19 protein-coding genes are annotated in these 21,833 nt (G+C 61.4%); 7 read left to right on the plus strand and 12 right to left on the minus strand.

Annotated elements, in window-relative coordinates; translation table 11 throughout:
* Nucleotides 1-29: 29 nt before the first annotated feature.
* Together D8M23_RS09375 and D8M23_RS09380 are read right to left on the minus strand one after the other, a co-directional pair.
* On the minus strand, nt 30-611 hold the full coding sequence (locus D8M23_RS09375) for a VanZ family protein (protein WP_238693839.1): 582 nt from the start codon (nt 609-611) through the stop codon (nt 30-32).
* Nucleotides 604-1,977 carry a histidine phosphatase family protein gene (locus tag D8M23_RS09380; protein ID WP_174234629.1) on the minus strand — a complete coding sequence of 458 codons (1,374 nt, stop codon included), beginning with the start codon at nt 1,975-1,977 and terminating at the stop codon, nt 604-606. The genes D8M23_RS09375 and D8M23_RS09380 overlap by 8 nt, the downstream gene beginning before the upstream one ends.
* A 312-nt stretch (nt 1,978-2,289) precedes the next feature.
* Between D8M23_RS09380 and D8M23_RS09385 the strand changes: the two genes are divergently transcribed.
* Entirely contained in the window at nt 2,290-3,312 is a 1,023-nt protein-coding gene (locus D8M23_RS09385; protein WP_126854569.1) for an ABC transporter ATP-binding protein, read from the plus strand.
* A 13-nt stretch (nt 3,313-3,325) separates the two neighbouring features.
* Nucleotides 3,326-4,756: an FtsX-like permease family protein gene (locus tag D8M23_RS09390; RefSeq protein WP_126854570.1), complete on the plus strand. Its 1,431-nt coding sequence runs from the start codon at nt 3,326-3,328 to the stop codon at nt 4,754-4,756.
* 475 nt (nt 4,757-5,231) lie between these two features.
* Here the strand turns inward: D8M23_RS09390 and D8M23_RS09395 are convergent, their stop codons facing one another.
* Nucleotides 5,232-6,665, minus strand: a complete 1,434-nt coding sequence (locus tag D8M23_RS09395) for an FtsX-like permease family protein (RefSeq protein WP_126854571.1) — start codon at nt 6,663-6,665, stop codon at nt 5,232-5,234.
* The gene (locus D8M23_RS09400; RefSeq protein WP_126854572.1) at nt 6,665-7,762 is read right to left on the minus strand and encodes an ABC transporter ATP-binding protein; all 1,098 of its coding nucleotides are present in this window, start codon (nt 7,760-7,762) and stop codon (nt 6,665-6,667) included. The genes D8M23_RS09395 and D8M23_RS09400 overlap by 1 nt, the downstream gene beginning before the upstream one ends.
* Nucleotides 7,763-7,906: 144 nt before the next feature.
* Between D8M23_RS09400 and D8M23_RS09405 the strand changes: the two genes are divergently transcribed.
* Nucleotides 7,907-8,689 carry an HAD family hydrolase gene (locus tag D8M23_RS09405; protein ID WP_126854573.1) on the plus strand — a complete coding sequence of 261 codons (783 nt, stop codon included), beginning with the start codon at nt 7,907-7,909 and terminating at the stop codon, nt 8,687-8,689.
* Nucleotides 8,686-9,438: a Bax inhibitor-1/YccA family protein gene (locus tag D8M23_RS09410; RefSeq protein ID WP_126854574.1), complete on the plus strand. Its 753-nt coding sequence runs from the start codon at nt 8,686-8,688 to the stop codon at nt 9,436-9,438. Before D8M23_RS09405 ends, D8M23_RS09410 begins: the two co-directional genes overlap by 4 nt.
* Before the next feature lie 169 nt (nt 9,439-9,607).
* On the opposite strand, the gene D8M23_RS09415 is transcribed toward D8M23_RS09410, so the two are convergent.
* From D8M23_RS09415 to D8M23_RS09430, 4 genes are all read right to left on the minus strand, one after another.
* Nucleotides 9,608-10,315, minus strand: a complete 708-nt coding sequence (locus tag D8M23_RS09415; protein ID WP_006887028.1) for a methionine ABC transporter permease — start codon at nt 10,313-10,315, stop codon at nt 9,608-9,610.
* Nucleotides 10,316-11,329 (minus strand): methionine ABC transporter ATP-binding protein, encoded by a 1,014-nt coding sequence (locus tag D8M23_RS09420; RefSeq protein ID WP_126854685.1) that lies wholly within the window; start codon nt 11,327-11,329, stop codon nt 10,316-10,318.
* Between the two features lie 204 nt (nt 11,330-11,533).
* The gene (locus D8M23_RS09425; RefSeq protein ID WP_126854575.1) at nt 11,534-12,397 is read right to left on the minus strand and encodes a MetQ/NlpA family ABC transporter substrate-binding protein; all 864 of its coding nucleotides are present in this window, start codon (nt 12,395-12,397) and stop codon (nt 11,534-11,536) included.
* 292 nt (nt 12,398-12,689) lie between these two features.
* A complete protein-coding gene (locus tag D8M23_RS09430; RefSeq protein ID WP_126854576.1) occupies nt 12,690-14,426 on the minus strand; it encodes a long-chain-fatty-acid--CoA ligase in 1,737 nt (578 codons plus the stop codon).
* A 147-nt stretch (nt 14,427-14,573) separates the two neighbouring features.
* Between D8M23_RS09430 and D8M23_RS11835 the strand changes: the two genes are divergently transcribed.
* From D8M23_RS11835 to D8M23_RS09440, 3 genes are read left to right on the plus strand one after another with little or no spacing between them, the layout of a single operon-like run.
* Nucleotides 14,574-14,720 carry a hypothetical protein gene (locus D8M23_RS11835; RefSeq protein ID WP_006887003.1) on the plus strand — a complete coding sequence of 49 codons (147 nt, stop codon included), beginning with the start codon at nt 14,574-14,576 and terminating at the stop codon, nt 14,718-14,720.
* The gene (locus D8M23_RS09435; RefSeq protein ID WP_126854577.1) at nt 14,717-15,394 is read left to right on the plus strand and encodes a sugar O-acetyltransferase; all 678 of its coding nucleotides are present in this window, start codon (nt 14,717-14,719) and stop codon (nt 15,392-15,394) included. The genes D8M23_RS11835 and D8M23_RS09435 overlap by 4 nt, the downstream gene beginning before the upstream one ends.
* Before the next feature lie 57 nt (nt 15,395-15,451).
* On the plus strand, nt 15,452-16,465 hold the full coding sequence (locus D8M23_RS09440) for a YrzE family protein (protein WP_126854578.1): 1,014 nt from the start codon (nt 15,452-15,454) through the stop codon (nt 16,463-16,465).
* Between the two features lie 107 nt (nt 16,466-16,572).
* Here D8M23_RS09440 and D8M23_RS09445 read toward each other — a convergent pair whose 3' ends face one another.
* From D8M23_RS09445 to D8M23_RS09460, 4 genes are all read right to left on the minus strand, one after another.
* Entirely contained in the window at nt 16,573-18,078 is a 1,506-nt protein-coding gene (locus tag D8M23_RS09445) for a dihydrolipoamide acetyltransferase family protein (RefSeq protein ID WP_126854579.1), read from the minus strand.
* A 54-nt stretch (nt 18,079-18,132) separates the two neighbouring features.
* Nucleotides 18,133-19,128, minus strand: coding sequence for an alpha-ketoacid dehydrogenase subunit beta (locus D8M23_RS09450; RefSeq protein WP_126854580.1), 996 nt, complete (start codon nt 19,126-19,128; stop codon nt 18,133-18,135).
* A gap of 2 nt (nt 19,129-19,130) precedes the next feature.
* Nucleotides 19,131-20,297, minus strand: coding sequence for a thiamine pyrophosphate-dependent enzyme (locus D8M23_RS09455; RefSeq protein WP_094758388.1), 1,167 nt, complete (start codon nt 20,295-20,297; stop codon nt 19,131-19,133).
* A gap of 329 nt (nt 20,298-20,626) precedes the next feature.
* Entirely contained in the window at nt 20,627-21,763 is a 1,137-nt protein-coding gene (locus D8M23_RS09460; protein WP_126854581.1) for a histidinol-phosphate transaminase, read from the minus strand.
* Nucleotides 21,764-21,833 lie beyond the last annotated feature (70 nt).

The raw sequence follows: 21,833 nt of genomic DNA on the forward strand, positions 1-21,833 counted from the left end.
AACCAGCCAGCAGCCACCCCGATACGCCGCTACGGCCTACCCGAAACCACGGCCCCTTCAGGTTCAGTGGTGCCCCGCCGCAGCCGACCCCACACGGCGGCACCGGCACGCACCGCAAGCACCCCCAGCAGGGTGCCGGTGCCGTTCATCAGCACATCCGACACATCCGCTGTACGGTTCGGCATCATATGCTGAATGCTCTCAATGCCCAACGACGCCACGTACCCGCCCACCATAATGTACGGGTACGCCCCGCGCGGCAGCAGCAGCCCCAGCAGCACCCCGGACGGGAAAAACATCACCACATTCGCGGCCCGCTCAACACTCTCATAGGTGATGAGCCCCGGCAGCCACCCCTGGGCGTGGCCGCGCTCCAAAAACTCGCGCAGGCTGCCGCCGGCCTCACCCGAATCAACGTGCACGGGCGCAAACACAATAGAACCCACCACACACAGGTAGGCCACAAACAGAACAATAAGAGCCCACCGCCACAGGCGTGTATAACGCACAGAACGCGGCGGATGGGAAACAGCAGACGAATACGTGTGACTATCGGTGAGATGTTCAGCGCCCCGGAAGGTGACGGCGCCAAAAGCATCCCTGTTAGTCACCGAAATACCCCCGCGAATCCCAGGCGAACAACCCCGCAATATCAACCTCAAGCGGTTGCGCGTTTGGTACCTCCTGCGTATGCTCATACCCCTGCGCCGCCGAAATAGCACGGCGAATCAGGCTGCCGTGCGAAACCACCATCAGCCGCTCCCCCGGGTACTGGCGCACCACCTCACGCAGGGCACGCACCGCCCGCACATACAGGTCACGCTCCGTCTCTACCCCCGGGTAAAAACGGTCGGGGGCATCAGATTCATAGTCGGGAATGTTCTTACCCTCCGCAGCACCATACGCCCGCTCCACCAGCTCGGGGTACGTTTGGCTCACCGTGAGCCCAAAAAACTCCCCCACACGCTGCGCGGTTTCGTGGGCACGCGACAACGGGGAAGAAAGCACCCGGTCGTAGCTCAGCCCCATCTGCTGCAGCTTCGCCCCGGTCTCATGCGCCTGCTGACGCCCAGTCTCATTCAACGGAATATCGCTCACGCCCTGCATCAGCCGGTTCTTATTCCAGTCGGTCTGCCCGTGCCGAATCAGCGTGAGCGTGCCGCCAGCAAGACCCTCAGGCAGCGGCTCGGGGCCCACATCGCCCTCGCTGTGCGTGACCACATGCCGGTCAATCGCCGCATCCAGCAGCGCCGTGGGAAGCTGCGTAATCGAGGCGTTCGGCGGGATCGGGTAAATACCGTCCACCGTCAGCGCCTCAGGGTGCTCATGCTCAAGAAGCACAGTCATGGTCACCGCAATCAGCATACCGTGCGTGGCCACCACAATATTCTTCCCCGGATGCGCCGCACGCACACGGTTAAACGCCGTCAAGGCACGCGCCACAAACTCCTCACGCGGCTCAACCGTCGGGTTCGCACCGCTGCGGGCATCCGCCACCAGCTCAGGGGTGGCCACCAAGCCCTCCAGCTCGCCGAAGCTGCGCTCCTGCAGGCCCTCATAGGCACCCAAATACGGCACCCCCAAGCCCTCAGCAATAATCTTCCCGCTCTCAACCGCACGCACCAGCGGGGAAGACACCACCCCATCCACCGGCACACCGTCGGAGGCAAGGGCAGCGAACTCGTCCAGGGCGCCGCGCACCTGCTCGCGCCCGGCATCGTTCAGCGGAATATCGGTATTGCCCTGGAAGCGGTGCTCAATATTCCAGTCAGTCAGCCCATGCCGCAGCATGAGGATACGCCCGGCAGGGTGCGTCTTAGCGCTGTGCTCTGCGGCGTTCTCCTGTCTGCTATTGTCCCGGTCGGGGGCAGCCTGCAGGTTCTGCGGGGGCTGCGCGGTTTCGGGGTGAGAGGCGCCGCTGCCGATCTGCGCGCCGTCAGAATTAGGGTGTTGTAATGAGCCGTGAGTGATAGTCATGCCCTCAATTATGCATGAATTTCCTTCTAAAGCTTTGGTTTAAGTGAGAATTTGTGGGATTCTCACAGGCTGGCTTCCCCGCGTACCTGTCCTACCCTGCGCGGCCCCAGCAGGCAAACACTACTAGCCAGAATCCTTAAACCCACATCGTCAACGCCTCAGTACTTCCCCACGTCATACCGTAGGGTGAGGACTCCGCCCCGGCGTCTCCACCCTAAGGATGAGATGCCACCAAAAACCCCCGGGCAGAAGGCGAAAATATCATCCCCCAGGGGCATAAAAACACCCCCTGCGCCCTGAAATACTGGGACTATGAACAACGAATACACCCCCAGCAACGGCCTATCCGCATCACCCTTTGCCCCCGCCGCCCGAGGCACAGCCCCCTCCACTACATACGCGTATGACGGGGCCCGCCACAGCACGGCGCACACCGCACAGCCGAATGCGCCCCAGCATGCCCCAGCGGCCCGCCCGGGGCCACAATATGCCCCAGCACCACAAGCACCCCACGCGGGACCCCCAGCCCCCACCCAACCACCACACGCTTCCCCGGCTGCCTCCACCTCGGCACCCGGCACCGCAGCACCCGTTATCTCCGCACGCTCAGTCACCAAAACCTACGGCCCCAACACCGTACTGCGCGGGGTATCCCTCGACATCTACCCCGGCGAATCAGTCGCCATTATGGGCCCCTCCGGATCCGGGAAAACCACCCTGCTGCACGCACTGGCAGGCATTATCACCATGGACTCAGGGTCCGTGCACATCACCACCCCACACCCCGGGGCAGGCCCGAACACGGTAGATCTGAGCTCCCTCACCGAAAAACAGCGCACCGCCCTACGGGCTGGCAGCTTCGGGTTCATCTTCCAGCAAGGGCTGCTCGTCCCCGAACTCACCACCGAAGAAAACGTGGCGCTCGCCGCCATGCTCGCCGGAGGCGGCCGCGCACAGGTGCGAGTAGCCGCCGTTGACCTGCTCACCAAGCTCGGGCTCGGCGACAAACTCCAATGCCGCATCGGTGAGCTGTCCGGCGGGCAAGCCCAGCGCGTGGCTATCGCCCGCTCCCAGGTGACCGGCGCGCCCATCACCTTCGCCGACGAACCCACCGGCGCACTCGACACCACCACCGCCCACGAAGTCATGGCGCTGCTGCTGGCCCTCATCCCGCAGCAGGGCAAAACCCTGGTGATCGTCACCCACGACCCGCAGGTGGCCCAGCGGTGCTCACGAATCATCCATCTGCGCGACGGGCAGATTGTGGAAGAGGCACGCCCCGCAGGCCAACCCGCCGCACACGCCACCGCACCCGGCAGCACTGAAACCGCCTAGAAAGGCCCTAGCGATGCAGACCTTCAAACTTCTCGCACGCCGCACCCTACCCACCTCACAGGCAACCCTGCCGGTGCTCGCCTTTGCCGCATCCGCAGCGCTCTTTCTGCTGATCGCCGGAGGTATTCACGCCTTCTACCTGTGGCTGGGTGGGGACGCCAGCACGGCCACCTCGGTCGAGGCGGGTTCCGGCACCAAAAACACGGCGCATACGCTGCAGCCGCTGTATCTGATGCTCGCCTGGGTCAGCGGGTTCCTGCTGCTCACCCCGCTTTTCACGCTCGGGGCCTCCGCGGCACGGCTGAGCGCCCGCCGCCGCGATGACCGCCTGGCGACCCTGCGGTTGCTGGGCGCATCCACCCGGCAGCTTACCCTCTACACCATGCTCGATTCCGTGATCTACGCTGCGGTTGGGTTCGTGCTCGGGTTTATCGTGTACCTGATTCTGGTGCTGCCCTTTGGGATGCTGCGCTTCCAGAACATCCCGCTTGGCCCCGAAAATATGCTGTTGCCGCTGCCTATCGTGCTGGTCTGCGGGCTTGTGTGCCTGATCATTGCCGCTACCAGTTCGCTCTTTGGGCTCTCGAAGGTGACCATTAGCCCGCTGGGGGTACGCACCCGGTCGGATAAGCCGTCCTTGGGCAAACGCGCCCTCATTCTGGGCTGTGTGCTCCTCGTGGTGGGCTTCATCGGGGCGATTGCGTCCCAGGTCATCATGAACCTCGCAGCCGATTCGATGGGGGCGAACGGGTTTGTGCTGGTACTGGTAATCGCCATCATGTTTGGGCTGCCGATTCTGCTCACGATGCTCGCCGTAGACCTGATCGGCGGGTTCGTGGTGGGTCTGTACGCCCGTATTCGGGTTCGCACCGCCCGCACCCCCGCAACTCTGCTGGCATATCGCTCTATTTTGGAGTCACCGCGCGCCGCCTGGCGGCAGGTCTCCGGGGTGGCCATGACCACGTTCATTGCCGCGTTCATGGGGCCGATTCTGGGCATGATCAATTCCGCATCGGGTGTGGAAGAAGGCTCGGCGGAATCCTATCTTATTGGGGATATGCTTCAGGGCTTGGTGCTGGTGCTGTTCCTGTCCTACCTGCTGGTGGCGCTCTCGGCGCTGCTGAACCAATCCGCCGCTATCTATGAGCGCGGATCGCTGTACTCCTCCCTGCGAATGATGGGCGCCGAAGCAGCAGTACTCAAACGGTCGAGGCGTATCGTGGTTTTCGGCCCGCTGCTGCTGGTGAGCTGCATGTCTGCGGCGGTGGCGTTGCCCCTGTTCGTGCTGATGCTTGGTTCGGCGCTCACCGGAACGGGGCTGCTGTACACCGCAGCACTGGTATTTGGTTCGATTGCGGTGGGGCTGGGGCTGGTATTCGCAGCACTGGCGGCAACCGGGTCCGTCATGGAGCAGATCAGCCGCAAGCCGGTCTCGGCGGTGTAGCGACTCCCCCCCTGACAGCGAGAAGCGGGTTTTCAATCAAAAACCCGCTTCTCGTGAAGTTAACAAATACCTCTACGCTGTAGATAGTTGTAAGTAGTTTCTGCTCCGCACGGCCCGGATGCAGCACGTCCTCCCCCGTGGATCTCACAAGTTCCCACCCCTCCAGGCGGATGGCGTCCTCACGGGTTTTCCCATCCGGAACATCCTGCCCGCTCTGATATATTTGAGCGCCCCATCGACCTCCACAACGAGGAGCTCTTTTATGAGAGCCGCATCCGCCCGATAAACCCCTTGACCGCGCTCAACACTTCATGGACTCTGCCATAGCTCAGACGCTCCCCAGCCTCTTCAGAGGAAACCGCATTACATGAACCGTTATAGTGCGTTTACGGATACCCTGCGTTGTTCCGCATTATTCCGCGAGAAGCGGGTGCTGGGCTAAAAACCCGCTTCTCGCAGTTAAGGAAAGAGGACGTTATACCGCCGAGACCGGTTTACGGCTCACCCGCTCCATCACGGGCCCGGTGGCTGCCAGCGATGCGAACACCAGACCCATACCCAGCACAATAGCAACCACAATCATGCCCAGTGACTGGAGCAGAAACCGTGGTTCCACGCCCGACCGAGCAATGAGACCGAACAGTACCAACGCCAACAGCCCTGAGAGCGTACTCACTAACAGCAGCGGGCCAAACACCACGATACGCCTCGACCGTTTGAGTACTGCTGCTTCGGTGCCCATCATTCGCAGGGAGGAGTACAGCGATCCGCGCTCATAGATAGCGGCGGATTGGTTGAGCAGCGCCGAGAGTGCCACCAGCAGGTAGGAGAGGAACATGAGCAGGAACAGGCCCTGCCACATATCGTTCAGCAGTGTATCATCCTGCACGTTCCTCCTAGCCTGCGACGTGGATTCACGAAACAGCTGCCCCAGCACGGGGCCTATCAGGGCCGCAATGAACGTGGTCATGGCCACTCCGGAGACTTGCCGCCAGGCGGCGCGCGGCGACTCCAGAACCGCCCGCCACGCCAGCAGAGCTGCGGGGGTGCGGGCAATACGCACCCGAATCGTCGCGTACAGCCACACGGTAAAGCCGCCGAGCAGGTCCACCGCAATCATGCCCAGCACCAGCGGGAACACCACAATGAGGGTCAGAATCAGCAGCACAAACATCACAGACATGGCTGTTCCAAAAGTCCCATCGTTCACACTTGCGCGTAGGATCTCCCACACCAGCTGCGCCCCGATGAAGCCTAAGACCAAAACCACCAGGCCAGCGATGAGGAACACAATACCCGCTTTCGGTGCATTAGCGCGGGTACGGACCCCCAGCGGGCTAATAGTCACCTTCGAGAGCCCAAACAGCGAACTCAACGCCGCAATCACCAGGCACCCCACATAGCAGGCAAATACCAGATGCGCCGGCAGGATCATATTATGCGCCCCCAGCGGGGTGTCCAGAAAATGCAGCATCCCAAACGGAATAGTCAGCACCAGATAGAGCACAAAACCGATGAAGAACCCGACGGTCGCATAAATCAGCGCCTCAGCCACAGTGTAGAGCGTAATACGCCCCGTGGACGCGCCCAGCAGCCGCAGGGTCGCCAGGCGGTCGTCGCGGCGGCGTGCGCTCAGCCGTGCCGCGGAGGCCCCGAGCGTGAACAGTGGGGTGAGCAGCAGGAACCCGCTGGCCCACGCGAGCAGAATATACGCCGACTGTAAGTAGTTGCTCGGGCGGCTCTGTGCCCCACGACCGGGCAGGCTCGGGTCGCCCAGCCACAGATGAAACGCCTGAATACCGCCCGCTACCAGCAGGGTCAACGCCGCAGATGCTGCAAAGGCGAGCACCGGCATGACCGCCTGCGTGGTGGGTAGGGTGCGGCGGGCGAGCATCGTGAAGGTCTGCATTAGTGTGTACCTTCCTGCCGGGGCTGGGCGGGGTGCTGGCTGTCGTGCACGATCTGCCCGTCAAGCAGGTGAATCGTACGGGAACACTGCGCCGCAATATTCGGGTCGTGGGTGACGATCACCAGGGTTTTGCCCTGCTGCGGGATCAGGGCCAGCAGCAGGTTCATAACCTCCTGCGCGGTGGCAGTATCAAGCGCCCCAGTGGGCTCGTCGGCGAAAGTGATGGGCGCGCCAGTCACCTGGGAACGGGCGATAGCCACGCGCTGGGCTTGCCCGCCGGACAGCTCACCGATGCGCCGCTGCAGCATCGTCCCCAGACCCAGCTGGGACAGAAGATGCGTCGCGGCCATGCTCGCCTGCTCACGCGGTGTCCCGGCGAGCATGGCGGCAAGCGCCACGTTTTCTTCGGTGGTGAGTTCGGGCACGAGCAGCCCTTGCTGGAAGATGAACCCGAAGCTGCCAGCCCGCAGGGCGGTGCGCTGTTTTTCGGTGAGGGAGCTCAGCTCAGTAGGGGCGCCAACATGCGCGGTGTTGTGCGTGCCGGTGTTAATGTGCACGGTGCCAGCGTCTGCCTTAATAATGCCCGAAAGCACGTGCAGCAGGGTGGTTTTCCCGGATCCGGAGGGGCCCATAATGGCCACGGATTCGCCGGGGTAGATGTCGAGGGATACCCCGCGCAGTACGGTGTTGGGGCCGTAGGATTTAATGAGGCCACGTGCAGAGATGACGGCCCCGGCCACTGGCGGCGGGTACGCACCGTACCCCTGCTGGGCGGGTGGCATGTACGGGGTGGGTGCCCCGGTGTTTGGGGCGGGGTTGGCGTGGGCTGCCCCAGGATGCGGCTGCGGGTATGCTGCGGTGTGCTCTTCGGGGGCAGGCTGCGGGGGTGTGCCTGGGGCCGGGGGGTGTGTGGTTTCCGTGGGTTCAGGCGATCCTGAACCGTTATGTGTGGCGGGCCCGTTGGGTGGTGTTTGGTCACCGGTTAGGGGCGGCTCGTTCGGTGGGGCCGATACGGCCTCCCGGTGGTTGGTGCCCCGGTGGGTTGGTTTTTCGTCGGCTGTGTTGTCGGTCTGTTCGTGGGGGTATTCGTTTGCCATGTTTTCTAGTATCCCCCCGCTGCACCGAGGGGAGGGCATCCTGAAGCTGGCTATTTCCCGTGAATTTATATCTCCCCCTGTCTCGGGCGGCGGGTTAAAAATGTTTAAAAGCGAGACAGCTCCAAGACATGAGAAGATGGGAGCATGTTTGAACACACCGTGCCCGATAAATGGTTCCCCCAATGCGCCGTTTTTGATTGTGACGGGGTTCTCCTTAACTCCGAGACAGCCTGGAACCGCGTGCAGCGCGAGCTTTTTCAGCAGTGGGGCATCCCCTTCACCCCCGACCTTGAGGAGCGGCTCACCGGGTTATCGGCGCACGATGTTGCCGCAGCCCTAGCCGAGTTCACCTACGCCGGTGATATGACCGACACCGCCGCGTACAGCGCACATGTGCAGGCCACCTTGGGTGAGCTGCTGGAGATTGAGGCGCAGGTGATCAGTGCCGGTGTTGAGCTTATCCCCGGTGCACAGAGGTTCCTGGGGTACCTGAGTGAGCATATGCCGGTGGCGGTCGCTTCAAACTCTACGGCGCAGATTCTTGATGTTAAGATGCGCACATATGGGTACGCCCCGCTGGTGCGCACCTGGGTCAGCAGTGAGGATGTGCCGCACGGTAAGCCCGCCCCGGACATGTATATTGAGGCCGCGCGCCGCCTAGGCTGTGACCCAGCGGATGCGCTCACCGTAGAGGACTCTGCGGCTGGTGCGCAGGCAGCGCGAGATGCTGGCACGAAGGTGCTGATTTACGTACCGGATGGTGATACGGCCAGCGCACCCGCCGGGTACGGGTATTTTGAGTCGTTCACCGACCCGGCCCTGTGGGATGCGGCCCGCACCTGGGTTGCTGCACTTGAGAAGGCGCGTGCTGCGGAGGGTGCGCACAGCCCTGAAGATGAGCCTCCGCTGGTGGAGGCACACGCATGAGCGAGAACAACACCCCGGGCACCGGCATGAACCGCCCCGGCACCCCGCCGCCAGCGCGTAGGGAAAACAGGGCGCAGAGCCGCTACGGGTTACGTTTCGATCAGATGGACCCGGAGGAACTTGAGTACTACCGCCCCTTCTGGGATGCCCACGAGAACACTCGGGAGCACACCGTACCTGATGAGGTGTCTGCGGTACTGGCTGTCCGTGCCCGCCGCCGCCTTCTTAATATGATGGGGCTCATGATCTTGGCGGTGGGCCTGGCGATTGCGGGTGCCGGGCTGTTTGCGTCGGCCCTGCCCGCAACGTTTGCTGGCACGCTGCTGTCTTTAGCGGGTGTGGGGTGCTGGGTGGCGGTGCGCCGCCGCCTGTTCGCTGTGCTGCGTGCCCCCGGTGAGGAGGCGGTGCAGCGGGGTGAGCATTCCCGGTGGTGGCTGCTGCCGCATCTTATCACCGTGTTCGGGGTGGGGGCTGTGATTGCCAGTTTCACCGTTGTTCCGGTGCTGTACGCGAATACTGGTGAGGATCTGCGCCGTAACTACACGGTCATGTGGGCTGAGATTGGGATGACTGCGCTTATCTTTGCGGGGCTGACCTACGGCATGCTGGCCCTTGCCGCCTACACTCAGAAGGATGAGGATGAGCGGGTGCTGCGCCCCACCGACTATGCTGAGCGTCAAGGCACTGAGCCACAGATTCCGCGGTACCGCCCGGGGATGCTTAACCCGCGCGATGACGACGACCGGTAGCGGCCCGCCGCCGATCACACCCCCAGCAGGCGGGGCCTGCTGCAGGCAGATGTGAGGACTAAAACTGATGGCCCGTGAAACATGAGGTTTCACGGGCCATCAGTTTTTTGTGTTGACGGGCTAAAGCTTGCCCTCCTGTCCGGGGGAGGGGCCAGCGCCCAAGCGGCGTTTACCGGTGCAGCACCCGCTTCGCCAGGGTGTTGCCGATAAACTGCACCAGCTGCACCAGAATAATAATGACCGCCACAACCAGCCAGGTGATCTGGTCCTGGAACTTCTGGTAGCCGTCCACAATGGCGACCTTACCCAGGCCACCGCCGCCCACGTACCCGGCCATGGCGGACATATCGACCACGCCGATCACGATGAAGGTGTAGCCCAGGATCAGCGGCCCGAGCGCTTCGGGGATCATCACCGTGAACAGAATCCGCAGCCTGGAGGCACCCATTGCGCGGGCCGCCTCAACCACGCCCGGGTCGATGGAGACCATATTCTGCTCCACAATGCGCGCAATGGCGAAGGACGCACCGAAACTCATGGCGAAAATCGCCGCGTTTAGGCCTAAACGGGTCTGTACTACCGCACTGGTGAGCGGGCCCAAGGCGGCAATCAGAATAATGAACGGGATGGGCCGCACAATATTCACCAGCACGTTCAGCACCGCGTACACGAAACGGTTCTGGTAGATATTGCCTTCACGGGTGGTGTACAGCAGCGCGCCCAGCAGCAGCCCCAGGAAACCGGCAATCACCATCGTGATTGCGACCATGTACAGGGTGTCGAAAATAGCGGGGACGAGGGTTTTGGGGATGAACGTATCCCAGTTAACCGGCCTGGTGGAGGCCGCCAGCGGCGCAGTCGTCAGTAGTGCGTTCATTTAGCGCACCTCCTTCACGCGGGTCACAGTTTTCAGTTCGGCCACCACGGCGTCAATACTGGTGACCTCCCCCAGCAGTTCGAGGGTGAGCGTGCCGTAGGCTTTACCTTGCAGAGTCTCAATACCGCCCTGGACGATATTGAACCGTACCCGCCTCTCACTCAGGTATGAGAGCACCTTGCCGAGCTTCTGGTTGCCCTCAATAATTTCGACATTCACCAGGTAGCCCTTGTGGTTTTTGCGCAGTTCGGCGGCGTCCTCACCGGTGGGAGCCTGTTTGACGGTGGTGGCTACGAAAAGCTTGGCAACCTCAGTCTGCGGGCTTGAGAACACATCGTAGACGGTGCCTTCTTCCACCACGCGGCCGTTCTCCATAACGGCAACCCTATTGGCGATGGAAGCCACCACATCCATCTCATGGGTGATGACGATAACGGTGATCCCCAGCTCCTGGTTCACTTTTTTCAGCAGGGCAAGCACTTCCTGCGTGGTTTCGGGGTCAAGGGCGCTGGTCGCCTCGTCTGCCAGCAGCAGCGCCGGTTTCGTGGCCAGCGCCCGGGCAATACCTACACGTTGCTTCTGCCCACCCGACAGCTGACTGGGGTAGTAATTGGCGCGTTCGGTAAGCCCCACAAATTCCAGCATCTCTGCGACACGTTTTTTCCGGGCGGCTTTATCCCACCCGGCAACCTTGAGGGGGAACTCAATGTTCTTGGCCACGGTACGGGAGTTCATGAGGTTGAACTGCTGAAAAATCATGCCGATATTGGTACGGACTTTTTGCAGCTCCAGGTCACGTTTACCGGAAATTTCGAAGCCGTCCACGGTGAGTGTGCCGCTGGTGGTGGTTTCCAGGCCATTAATGAGGCGCACCAGGGTTGACTTTCCCGCGCCAGAATAGCCGATAATGGCGAATATTTCGCCACGGTTAACGGTGAGGGAAACGTCATCGACTGCGGTAACGGCTTTTTTGCCTTTACCGAAAACTTTGGAGACGTGCTCGATAGTGACCATGGGTGTCAGTGCATCCCTGGGGTCTATCTGTTCGCTCAATGTACGCTCTCTTTGCTGTGATAGTGGCTGGTTCGGTCGGATGCGCCTGCCTCGGGGTGTGCCGGGGCGCATCCACCCGTCTACGGCAAAATGCGGTAAGCCGGGCACCCTGCGGGGTCGTTCCGGTTTACCGCTTCCGCCGTATGCTATCTTACTGCATTACACCTATTTCTTCAGCGCCGCCTCTTCGTTTTCGAGCGCTTTTTTCAGCTCATCCTGGGAGAGATTCACCTCAACTGCGGTGTTCTTAGAGTCTTCCTTCACGGCGTCCTGCACGGTCTTGCTGTGGAAGATTTCAACGACTTTCTTGTAGGTTTCGTCGTTGGCTTTATCTTTCTGAGCCACGAACAGGTTCACGTACCGGCGGGCGTCGGGGTTGTTCGGGTCGTCCTGGGCGAGCGCGTCGGAGGGGTTCAGGCCCGCGTCCGCTAGGAAGGTGTTATTAATGACGGCGGCGTCCACGGAGTCCAGGGAGACCACGGTCTGTGCCGCATCTACCGGGGTGACTTTCACCTTGGATTTGCCGGTGTCAATATCATTGTGGGTGGGGGTGTGCACCTCTGATTTGAAGGTGACCAGGTTCTGGGCCTTCAGCAGCAGCAGGGCACGGGCCTCGTTCACGCTGTCGTTCGGGATGGCGATGGTGCCGCCCTGAGGGATCTCATCTACCTTCTTGTGCTTCTTGGAGAAGATAGCCATGGGGTAAATATTGGTAGAACCCACGATCTGCAGGTCTTTGCCGGAGCTAACGTTATAGTTTGCCAGGTAGGCGATGTGCTGGAAGCGGTTCATGTCGTTATCGCCCGCGTCAACAGCCGGGTTGGGCTGGGCGTAGTCGGTGAACTCACTGTACTCAATGGTGATGCCCTGTTTGGCTGCTTCGTCTTTGAGCACCTGGTTCGCGGTTTCGTTACCAACCACGCCGATGGTGATCTTCTTGCTATCACCGTTACCGTTCGAGGAAGAACCGCAGGCGGCGAGGCTGAAGACAAGAGGTACAACTGCCAGTGCAGCAACAAATTTTTTCACGGCTATGAAACTTTCTGTTGTTTGGGTTTACGATGCGCCACCACGTGCACGGTTAAATTCCTGTGCGGGTGGTTCCCGGGGTTCCGGGAGGGGTGTTTACCCATTAGAGCATGCCCGGCGTACGCTTGGGTAGTCGAGGCATCACATGGCGAAACACAGGGTCACCCTCGCAATATTTCGTAACATTTCAGCGATACCGCACCCGGGCTTTTAGCACCCGCTCATTAACGGCTAAATCGCCGGAAAACCGGCGATTTAGCTATTACTGGGCGTGCCTCAGCGCCCTGCGGCTCTAGTGGCTGAATTCTTCGCTGTTCAGCAGTTGCTCGCGTACCTTGCGGCGCAGAATCTTGCCGAGCATCGACCGGGGCAGGTCGTCCACCGCCACAATCTTGCGCGGCACCTTATAGCGGGTCACGCGCGCATAGCAGTGCTCGCGCAGCGCATGTTCATCAACCGCGTGCCCTTCGGCGGGAATCACGGCGGCGACCACCATCTCTCCCCCGCTGGCCTGCGGGATGCCCACGACCGCCGCATCCGCCACGGAGTCATGCTGTTTCAGGGCGGTTTCCACTTCGGTGGGTGAGACGTTGAACCCGCCGGTAATGATGACTTCCTTAATACGGTCCACGATTTGAATGAAGTAGTCTTCGTCCAGGCGCACAATATCGCCGGTGCGCAGCCAGCCGTCAGCCGTAATGGTTTTCTGCGTGTCTTCTTCGCGTTTCCAGTACCCGGCGAAACATTGCGGGCCGTGAACCCACAGCTCGCCCTCTTCGCCGAGCGGCACATCCTGAAGGGTTTCGGGGTCTACCACGCGAATGTCGGTTGAGGGGAAGGGAATGCCGATTGACCCGGCGCGGCGCGTATCGTTGAGCGGATTGCATGAGACGAGCGGCGCACATTCGGTCAGTCCGTACCCCTCAACCATGTACCCGCCGGATGCGTCCTCCCACTCTGCCACCAGCTCGGGCGGCAGGTTCATGGCGCCCGAAACCGCATAGCGAACGCCCTGCAGCGAGATGCCCTGCTCTTTGGCGACATCCATCAGGCGGCGGTACACCGGCGGTACTGCGGGCAGAATCGTGGGGCGGGTCTTCTTCATTGCCTTAGTAATCAGACCCATATCGACGGTTGGGAAGAGCACCAGCCGGGCGCGGCACAGCGCCGCGATCGTCACACCCAAGGTCATGCCGTAGGCGTGGAAGAGCGGCAACACCGAGTAGATGCTCTCGTTATCGCTGGGTTTAATCCAGGCTTCGCCCATGCGCCCGTTTGATTCGAGGTTGCGGTGGGTGAGCATCACGCCCTTAGGCAGCCCGGTGGTGCCGGAGGTGTACTGCAGAAGCGCTACATCGTGGGCGGTGGGCCGTTTGAAATCGGGGTCGATCGGCGGGCTCTTGAGCAGCTGCGCCCAGCTGGTGGTTCCGGGGGCGGCTCCTTCAAGTTTTTCGCGGGATTCGCGCGCCTTTTTGATCGGCAGTTTGAGCGCTGCACGGGTGAGAGCGGGCATCGCTTTGATAAGGTTCACGGCGTAAATATGCGCCGGTCTGATGTCTGCGGGCAGGCCCGTAATATGCCCGGAAATTTTATCCCACACGATGGCGGCCTTCGCGCCGTGGTCCTCGAACATGTGCCGCAGCTCGGCGCCGGTGTAGAGGGGGTTATGTTCCACGACGATCGCACCCAGGCGCAGAATCGCATAGAAGGCAATAATATGCTGCGGGCAGTTGGGCAGAATCAGGGCGACCCGATCCCCCGACTGCACCCCGGCCAGGCGCAGCCCTTCGGCGGCGCGGTCGATCTGACTGCCAAGTTCGGCGTAGGTGGTGGTGGCCCCAAAAAATTCGAGGGCAATCTTATGGGGAACCTCGCGGATAGCATCATCAATCAGGTGGCTCAGCGAGGTTTCAGACAGGTGAACATCGGCGGCGACGCCGGGTGAATAATTTTTGAGCCAGGGGCGATGCGCCAGCGGGTTCTGCCCGAGCATATCCGGGGTGGCTATAGGGTTGTGTGCGTCAGTCATGTTCTGTATTGTGCCCTCTGCCGCCGCCCGGCTCAAGCCGCAAGGCCGCAATGGCAGATCATTGCCAGCAGGTTCACCGGATTCACCCAGACTCGCCCAAGCCGCAGAGGGTGGGCGTGCAGTGTATCTTCTGGGATACTTAACGGTATGAGTCAGAATTACTCAGATGAGGATTTTAAGAAGCTACTGCGTGAAATCTCTAAACGTTTCGCCATTGCCGGGCTGGTGGTTATCGCCCTAGGCGCCGCCATTATTGGCTTCATGTACCTATTCTATGGGGGTATACATCAATGAGCCGCCACCAGCAGCCGGCCGAGCACGGCCCCGTTTTTAAGCGCATGGTCGCCGGCGCCCCCTACAAGCCTGACGCCGAATGCCATGCCCTTTCTGACACCATCTATGAGGCGACCAAACTCTTCGAACAGTACTATGCGCGCAGTGAACACGCCCAAGCGATGCACGTGCTCCGTGAACACCTTGGCGCATTCGGCACCGGGTCGTTCATGCGTCCTTCCGTGGCGTTCGACTACGGGGTGAACACGTTCATTGGCGAGGGCTGCTTTTTCAACTTCAACACCGTGATTCTAGATGTGGCCCCCGTACATTTCGGCGACGGAGTGCTGGTTGGTTCAAACACCCAGTTCCTCACCCCCACCCACCCGGTGAACCCTCAGGACCGTAAAGACCTGTGGGAGGGCGGGCTGCCGATTACCGTGGGCGATAACGTGTGGGTCGGCGGCGGCGCGATCATACTCGGCGGGGTGAGCATCGGTGAGAACGCCGTCATTGGGGCGGGGTCGGTAGTCACGAAAGATGTGCCCGCCAATGCGGTGGTTGTGGGCAACCCGGCGCGCGTGGTGCGCACCGTTGGCCCCGATGAGCACCCGGCGCATCCGCACCAGTACAGTGCACAAAGTATCGCTGAGGCGCAGGCGTTCTACGACTCCCTAACAGCCAGCAGCGACTAGGCACCCACCAAACACACCAACCGCATCCCACCAGCAACCGACAGGAAACCAGGTTACGTGACCCCTAACGACCCGCACTCTCCCACGGGCGCACGGCCCGGCGCCAAGGCCCGCCGCGCAGCTGAACCGTATCAGCAGGGACGCGATCACGGTAACACTCAGGGCCTTGCGTATGATCATGAGCCCACCGTGGCGTTCGGTGACGATTTCGAGGCACCCCAGCAGGCCCGTGCACCGCAGTATGACGATGATGAGCCCACACTCTCCCTTGGCGGCCGGTTCCCTAACGGGCATGAACCCGCACCTGAACAGTTCGGCTCTTCCGCGCAGAACGCGGCGGGGCCGGGAGTGGATGCTACCAGCGGCGACGAGGAGCTGGCCTGGCTCAATACCCCCACCACGGGCGCCCTCCACCCGGATGCTGCGCCCGCACCAGACCCGCACACCGCAAACCGCGGTGCTCCCCACGGCGGGCCCCCGGAACCTTTAGAGGCGTGGGAACAGCCCCCGGAAGGCGTGGTTGCCATGGCTCCGCTAGAGGCGCAGCGGGAACACTTCGGGCGTTTGCAGGTGTTTCCGGGGCTCATGGGGTGGATGGTCGCGCTCTCGGCTCTCAGCTTTTTCACCTGGCTGGCGGAAACCATTATGGTTCTCCCCACGGGTACGCTCACGCACCCCATAGCTGAAACCCTGCAACGCTTTTCCGAGGGTGAGGCGGATGCGCTCACCTTTTTAATCACGGTGGGGGTGATCTACCTGCTGGCGTACCTCGCGGGAGGGTACACCGCCGGACGAATGGCACGGTTTGCGGGCGCTAAACAGGGTGTGTCGGTGTGCCTGTGGCAGATCCTCGGGTGCGCGACCGCCACGATTTTCACCTATGTCATGCCTCACGCTTTCTCCCCCGGCAGCTATTCGCCGCTGGCGGCCCAGCAGTTCTTTGGGGCGGGCACCATCAGCAACGGTATCTTGGCGCTTCTTAGCGTCATTGGGGTGTCGTTTCTGGGTGCTGTCCTGGGTGGGATGTGCGGCCGTATCTACCACCGCCGCGTGGAGAAATACCCCAAATAACGCCTCCCATAAGCGTATATGCCGAACTTAGAATAGAACTGGGGTTCGTAGCCGTATCGGTTACGAACCCCAGTTTTCGCGCCCCATACGGGTGCGGGTGCCTGCGGCTAAATATCCAGCAGCATGGCCGGTTCCTCAAGGATGGCGGCAACATCCGCCATGAAACGCGCCGAGAGGTCGCCGTCCACCACGCGGTGATCGAAAGAACCGCCCAGCGTGGTGACCCAGCGCGGGATCACCTCACCATCAATCACCCACGGCTTCTGTTTGATCGTGCCGAAAGCAATAATCGCCACCTCACCGGGGTTAATAATCGGGGTGCCCGTGTCAATGCCGAGCGAGCCGATGTTCGTAATCGTCAGGGTCCCGTTCGCCATCTCGGCGGGCTGAGTCTTCCCTTCCCGCGCACGGGCGGTCAGGTTATTCAGGGCGATCGCCAGCTCACGCAGGGACAGCTCCTGCGCATCCTTAATGTTCGGCACCATCAGCCCGCGCGGGGTGGCCGCCGCAATACCAAGGTTCATGAAGTGCTTAATCTGAATCTCGCTGTCCGTCCAGGTGGCGTTCACCTGCGGGTTCCGTTCGGCAGCCCAAATCACGGCGGCGGCAAGCACCAGCAGCGGGGTCACTTTAATCCCCTCAAAATGGCGGGACTTCTTCAGCCGCTTCACAAATTCCATGGTGCGGGAGGCGTCCACATCCACGAAAATCGAAACGTGCGGGGCGCTAAACGCCGAAGACACCATAGCCTTCGCAGTGGCCTTACGCACCCCCCGTACGGGGATGCGTTCAAGGCGGTCACCGGGTACGCTCGGGGGCTGCCAGAACCGGCCGCCGGTTTCTTGCACATCGTTCAGGTGCGCCACATAGTCCAGCAGGTCCTGTTTCGTCACCTGCCCCCGCGAACCGGTCGCGGTCACATTCGCCAGGTCCACCCCCATTTCCTTAGCGGCCAGGCGCACCGGCGGGGCGGCAAGAGCAGGCCGATGCGGCACGGGGGCGGCAGCATCCTGCTCAAGTGCTGGGGCCTCGGTACCCTGTAGACGCTGCCGCACAGTGTTCAGGGACGAGTTCAGCGGCGTGTTCTCCACGAATTTACTGGCCCGCTCCGCCCATTCGCTGAGCCCACCCAGCAGCCCGGCACGCGGCTCGGCGGAGGCGGGTGTGTGCCCTACCGGGGCGGGCTGCTGCGGGGCGTGGGTCATCGGCTGCGGTTGGGCGGCAGATGCGGGGCGTTTACGGGCGCGTCGCTTGACCGAGTCTGCCTTGGGGCCCGAACCAACGAGCGCCTGGGTACCAGCTTCCACCTCGGGTGTTTCGGCAGCACCGGTATTAGCGCCGGGTGTGGTGGGGGTGGAGGAGCCAGCGCTTTCGCTGCTGCCCGCCACGGCGATAATGGGGGTGCCAACCTCCACCGTGTCACCTTCAGCAGCGAGCAGCTGCTCCACGGTGCCTTCATACGGTGAGGGGAGCTCAACCACAGACTTGGCGGTCTCAATCTCTACCAGCACGTCGTTAATGTGCACGGTGTCGCCGGGGGCAACTTTCCAGGCGAGAATTTCGGCTTCGGTGAGTCCTTCACCCACATCGGGTAGATTAAAAATCTGGGACATTAAACGCCTTTCACTAGTGCATATAGCCCGTAAAGAATACGCTGCGGGGTGGGTCTAGTACTCAAAGGAGCGGTCTACCGCCTCCAGGATACGGTCAATATCGGGCACGTATTCCTCCTCCGTGCGCGGTACCGGGTACGGCATATAGTAGCCGCCCACGCGCAGCACAGGTGCCTGCAGACTGTAGAAGCAGCGCTCGGCGATCGCGGCAGCAAGTTCGCCGCCCATACCCCCGAAGGTCGGCGCTTCGTGGGCAACGATCAGGCGTCCGGTCTTCACCACGGATGCAGCGACGGTGGGCACATCCATCGGGGAGATCGACCGCAGGTCAATGACTTCGATTGAGCGTCCATCTTCGACGGCGGCCTCTGCGGCGGCGAGCGCTACCGGCACCAGCGGACCGTATGCCACAATGGTCGCGTCTGTGCCTTCTCGCACCACCTGCGCCTGGAACGGATCAAAATCGGTGTCCGCAAAATTCACCTCACCCTTGAGCCAGTAGCGGCGTTTGGGTTCGAAAATAATCACCGGGTCGTCACATTCAATGGATTTGCGGGTCATCCAGTAGGCGTCATGCGGTGAGGACGGTGTTACAATGCGCAGTCCGGCGGTGTGCGCGAACAGCGCCTCGGGCGATTCCGAGTGATGCTCGACCGCCCCGATCACGCCGCCGTAGGGAATACGGATCGTAACCGGAACAACGTATTTTTTGTCGGTGCGGTTGTGGATTTTCGCGAGCTGGGTGGTGATCTGGTTGTAGGCGGGGAAGACGAACCCGTCGAACTGAATCTCGGCTACGGGCCGATAGCCGCGCATCGCCATGCCGATGGAGGTGCCCACAATACCGGCCTCTCCGAGGGGAGAATCCATCACGCGCTTCTGCCCGTGCTTCGCCAGAAGCCCTTCGGTTACGCGGTATACGCCGCCGAGTTTGCCGATATCTTCGCCGATCAGCACGACTTTGCGGTTATCTGCCATCGCATCGTCGAGGCCGCGAGTGATCGCTTTCGCCAGGGTTAGGCGCTCAACCTGTGCATTCTGCTCGCTCATTCTTAGTCCTCCTCGAAACCTGCGACGTAGTTGCGGTAGAACTCGCGTTCTTCTTCTACCTGAAGGTGTTCTTCGGCGTAGGCGCGGTCGAAGAATCGGTCGAATTCATAGGGTTCGGAGGCAACCGCCGCCTCACGCACCCCGTTGGCAAGTTCTTGTGCTTCTTCGGCGAGTTTTTCGAAGAAGGAGTCATCTGCGTGCCCGTTCTCGCGCAGATATTTTTCCAGGCGAATCAGCGGGTCTGCGTTCAGACGCTGCTGGAGTTCTTCGTCGTCACGGTATTTGGTGGGGTCGTCGGCGGTGGTATGCGGGCCCAGGCGGTATGTTTCCGCCTCGATCAGTACGGGGCCTTCGCCGCGGCGGATTTTATCAAGCGCGTAGCGGGTGACGGCGAGGGTGCCGAGCACATCGTTGCCGTCAACACGCAGCCCTTCAAAGCCGTAGCCTTGGGCGCGGGTTGAGATGGGCACGCGCGACTGCACGTCGAAGGGTACCGAAATAGCCCAGCGGTTGTTTTGCACGAAGAAGAGTACGGGGGCATCGTAGGATGCGGCAAAGACCATCGCCTCGTGGACTTCGCCTTCGGTGGAGGAACCGTCGCCGAAGTAGACGCCGACGGCGGGTTTCACGGTGTCGTTATCGGGGTTGGTGGCCTGCCCTTGGCCTGTCTGCAGCTGCCCGGTTTCCGCCGCAATGTCGGCATCAAAGTTCAGGCCCATAGCGTAGCCGACCGCGTGCGGCACCTGTGCGGCAAGCACTTTGGTGTAAACATGGAAGTTATGTTTTTTAGGGTCCCACCCGTTGGTGTGGGAGCCGCGGAAAACCGTGATGAGTTCGCGAAAATCTACGCCGCGGGCGAAGGCGACCGCGTGTTCACGGTAGGAGGGAAAAATATAGTCGTTGGGGGCGAATGCCAGTGCGGAGCCGACCTGCGCCGCTTCCTGCCCGCGACTGGGCGCCCATAGAGCCATTTGCCCTTGCCGCTGAAGTGCTGTTCCTTCGTCGTCGATGCGGCGGGTGATGTACATCAGGCGATAGGCTTCGCGAAGCTGTTCTGCGTCTACATCGTGCACATAAGAACTGAAGGTGGGGTTCTCGTGTACCTTGCCGTTCTCATCCATCAGCTGGATGCGTTCGGGTACTCCCGGATATTTTTCGTTCTCGTGCATCAATCCTCCACGCAGATACGAGCTGCCCTTCACGCCGGGCGCACGCAGAGAGTTTCGGCGCGCGGGGCGGAAGGCTTGGGCATATTTCCTCTTATTTTACTCCTCTTCACAGGAAACATCAGCGCGATGTAGCGTTTCTCAAGGTTATTCTTCCAGCATAAATAAGGCTCAGTCAGCGTGATTTTGGTTTTTCCAAGCAGCACCGCATAGGTTGAGAAATGGTGCTGCATCGGCACTGTGAAGAGGGTGATTCATGAGCACTGTCACCCCAAGGCCCCTGAGCTGAGGTTTTCCCACCCTCTTGGTGCATAGGCGCAGCGCTGCAGGGTCTAGACTCTGTGGGGAAACTGTTCACAGATGCTGATAAAACGGTCATTTGCCTCATCTTCGCCGATGCTCACCCGCACCCCTTCCCCGTCGAAAGCACGCACCGAGAGGGCGTGGGAGGCGGCAAGCTTGTCGAAAGCCCCGGTGTGCTCCCCCAAGGGCAGCCACACAAAGTTGGCGTAGGTTTGCGGGATGTTGTACCCCAGCTCGTGCAGCCGGGCAACCACACGTTCACGTTCAGCAACGATATGCCGCACCCCATCCATTACCGCCTCTTCATGTTCAATAGAGGCCACGGCTGCGGCTTCGGCGAGCGCGGTCACGGCGAACGGGGTGGCCGCAACCCGCAGGTACTGGGTCAGCTGCGGGTGGGAGACGGAGTAACCCACGCGCAGCCCGGCGAGCCCCTGTGCTTTGGAGAAGGTGCGCAGCACGATCACGTTCGGGTGGTCGTTGAGCAGGTTCAACCCGTTCACGGGGGCGTTTTGCGCGGCGGGCACGGTGGATGCGGTGCAGAATTCGTAGTATGCCTCATCAATGACGACCACCACGTTCTCGGGGATTTTGGTGAGAAATTCGCGCATCTGTGCCTCGGTGACGGCTGGCCCGGTGGGGTTATTCGGGGTGCACACCAGGATCACACGGGTTCTGTCGGTAACAGCCTGCGCCATGGCGTTCAAATCGTGCGCCCCATTGGGCAGGTTGGGGATTTGCACGCTTTTGGCACCCAGCAGCCCCACCAGGATGGGGTAGGCTTCGAAGGACCGCCAGGCGTAGATCACTTCGTCTTGGGTGCCGTCAAGGCTGGCCCCGGCGAAGGCTTTGAGGATTTGGTTGAGTGCCCCCAGGCTTCCCGCGCCGGTCACAATATTGTGGGCGTCCAACCCCAGGCGGTGGGCGAGGGCGGTACGCAGCTTGGTGGAGAGCGGATCCGGGTAGCGGTGGGTGGTGTCGAATTCGGCGAGAATGCACGCCACCTCAGGTATGGGCCCGTGAGGGTTTTCGTTGGAGGAGAGCTTGTACTGTTTCAGCCCCTCTACGGGTGTGGGAGGTTTACCGGCAGCATATTTGGGCAGAGACGAGAAGACGTGGCGCGGCTGGATAGCGGGTGTTTCGGGGGTGTTGCTGTGTTCGCTCATAGTCTCAGTATAGTGCCACACATCACGGCTGTGGTGTGGGGTTGCCCGCCGGGGCGCTCACGGCGCTAGT

Origin of the sequence: Rothia sp. HSID18067 (assembly GCF_003989445.1) — a bacterium.
In the GTDB taxonomy this organism is placed as follows: Bacteria; Actinomycetota; Actinomycetes; order Actinomycetales; family Micrococcaceae; genus Rothia; species Rothia aeria.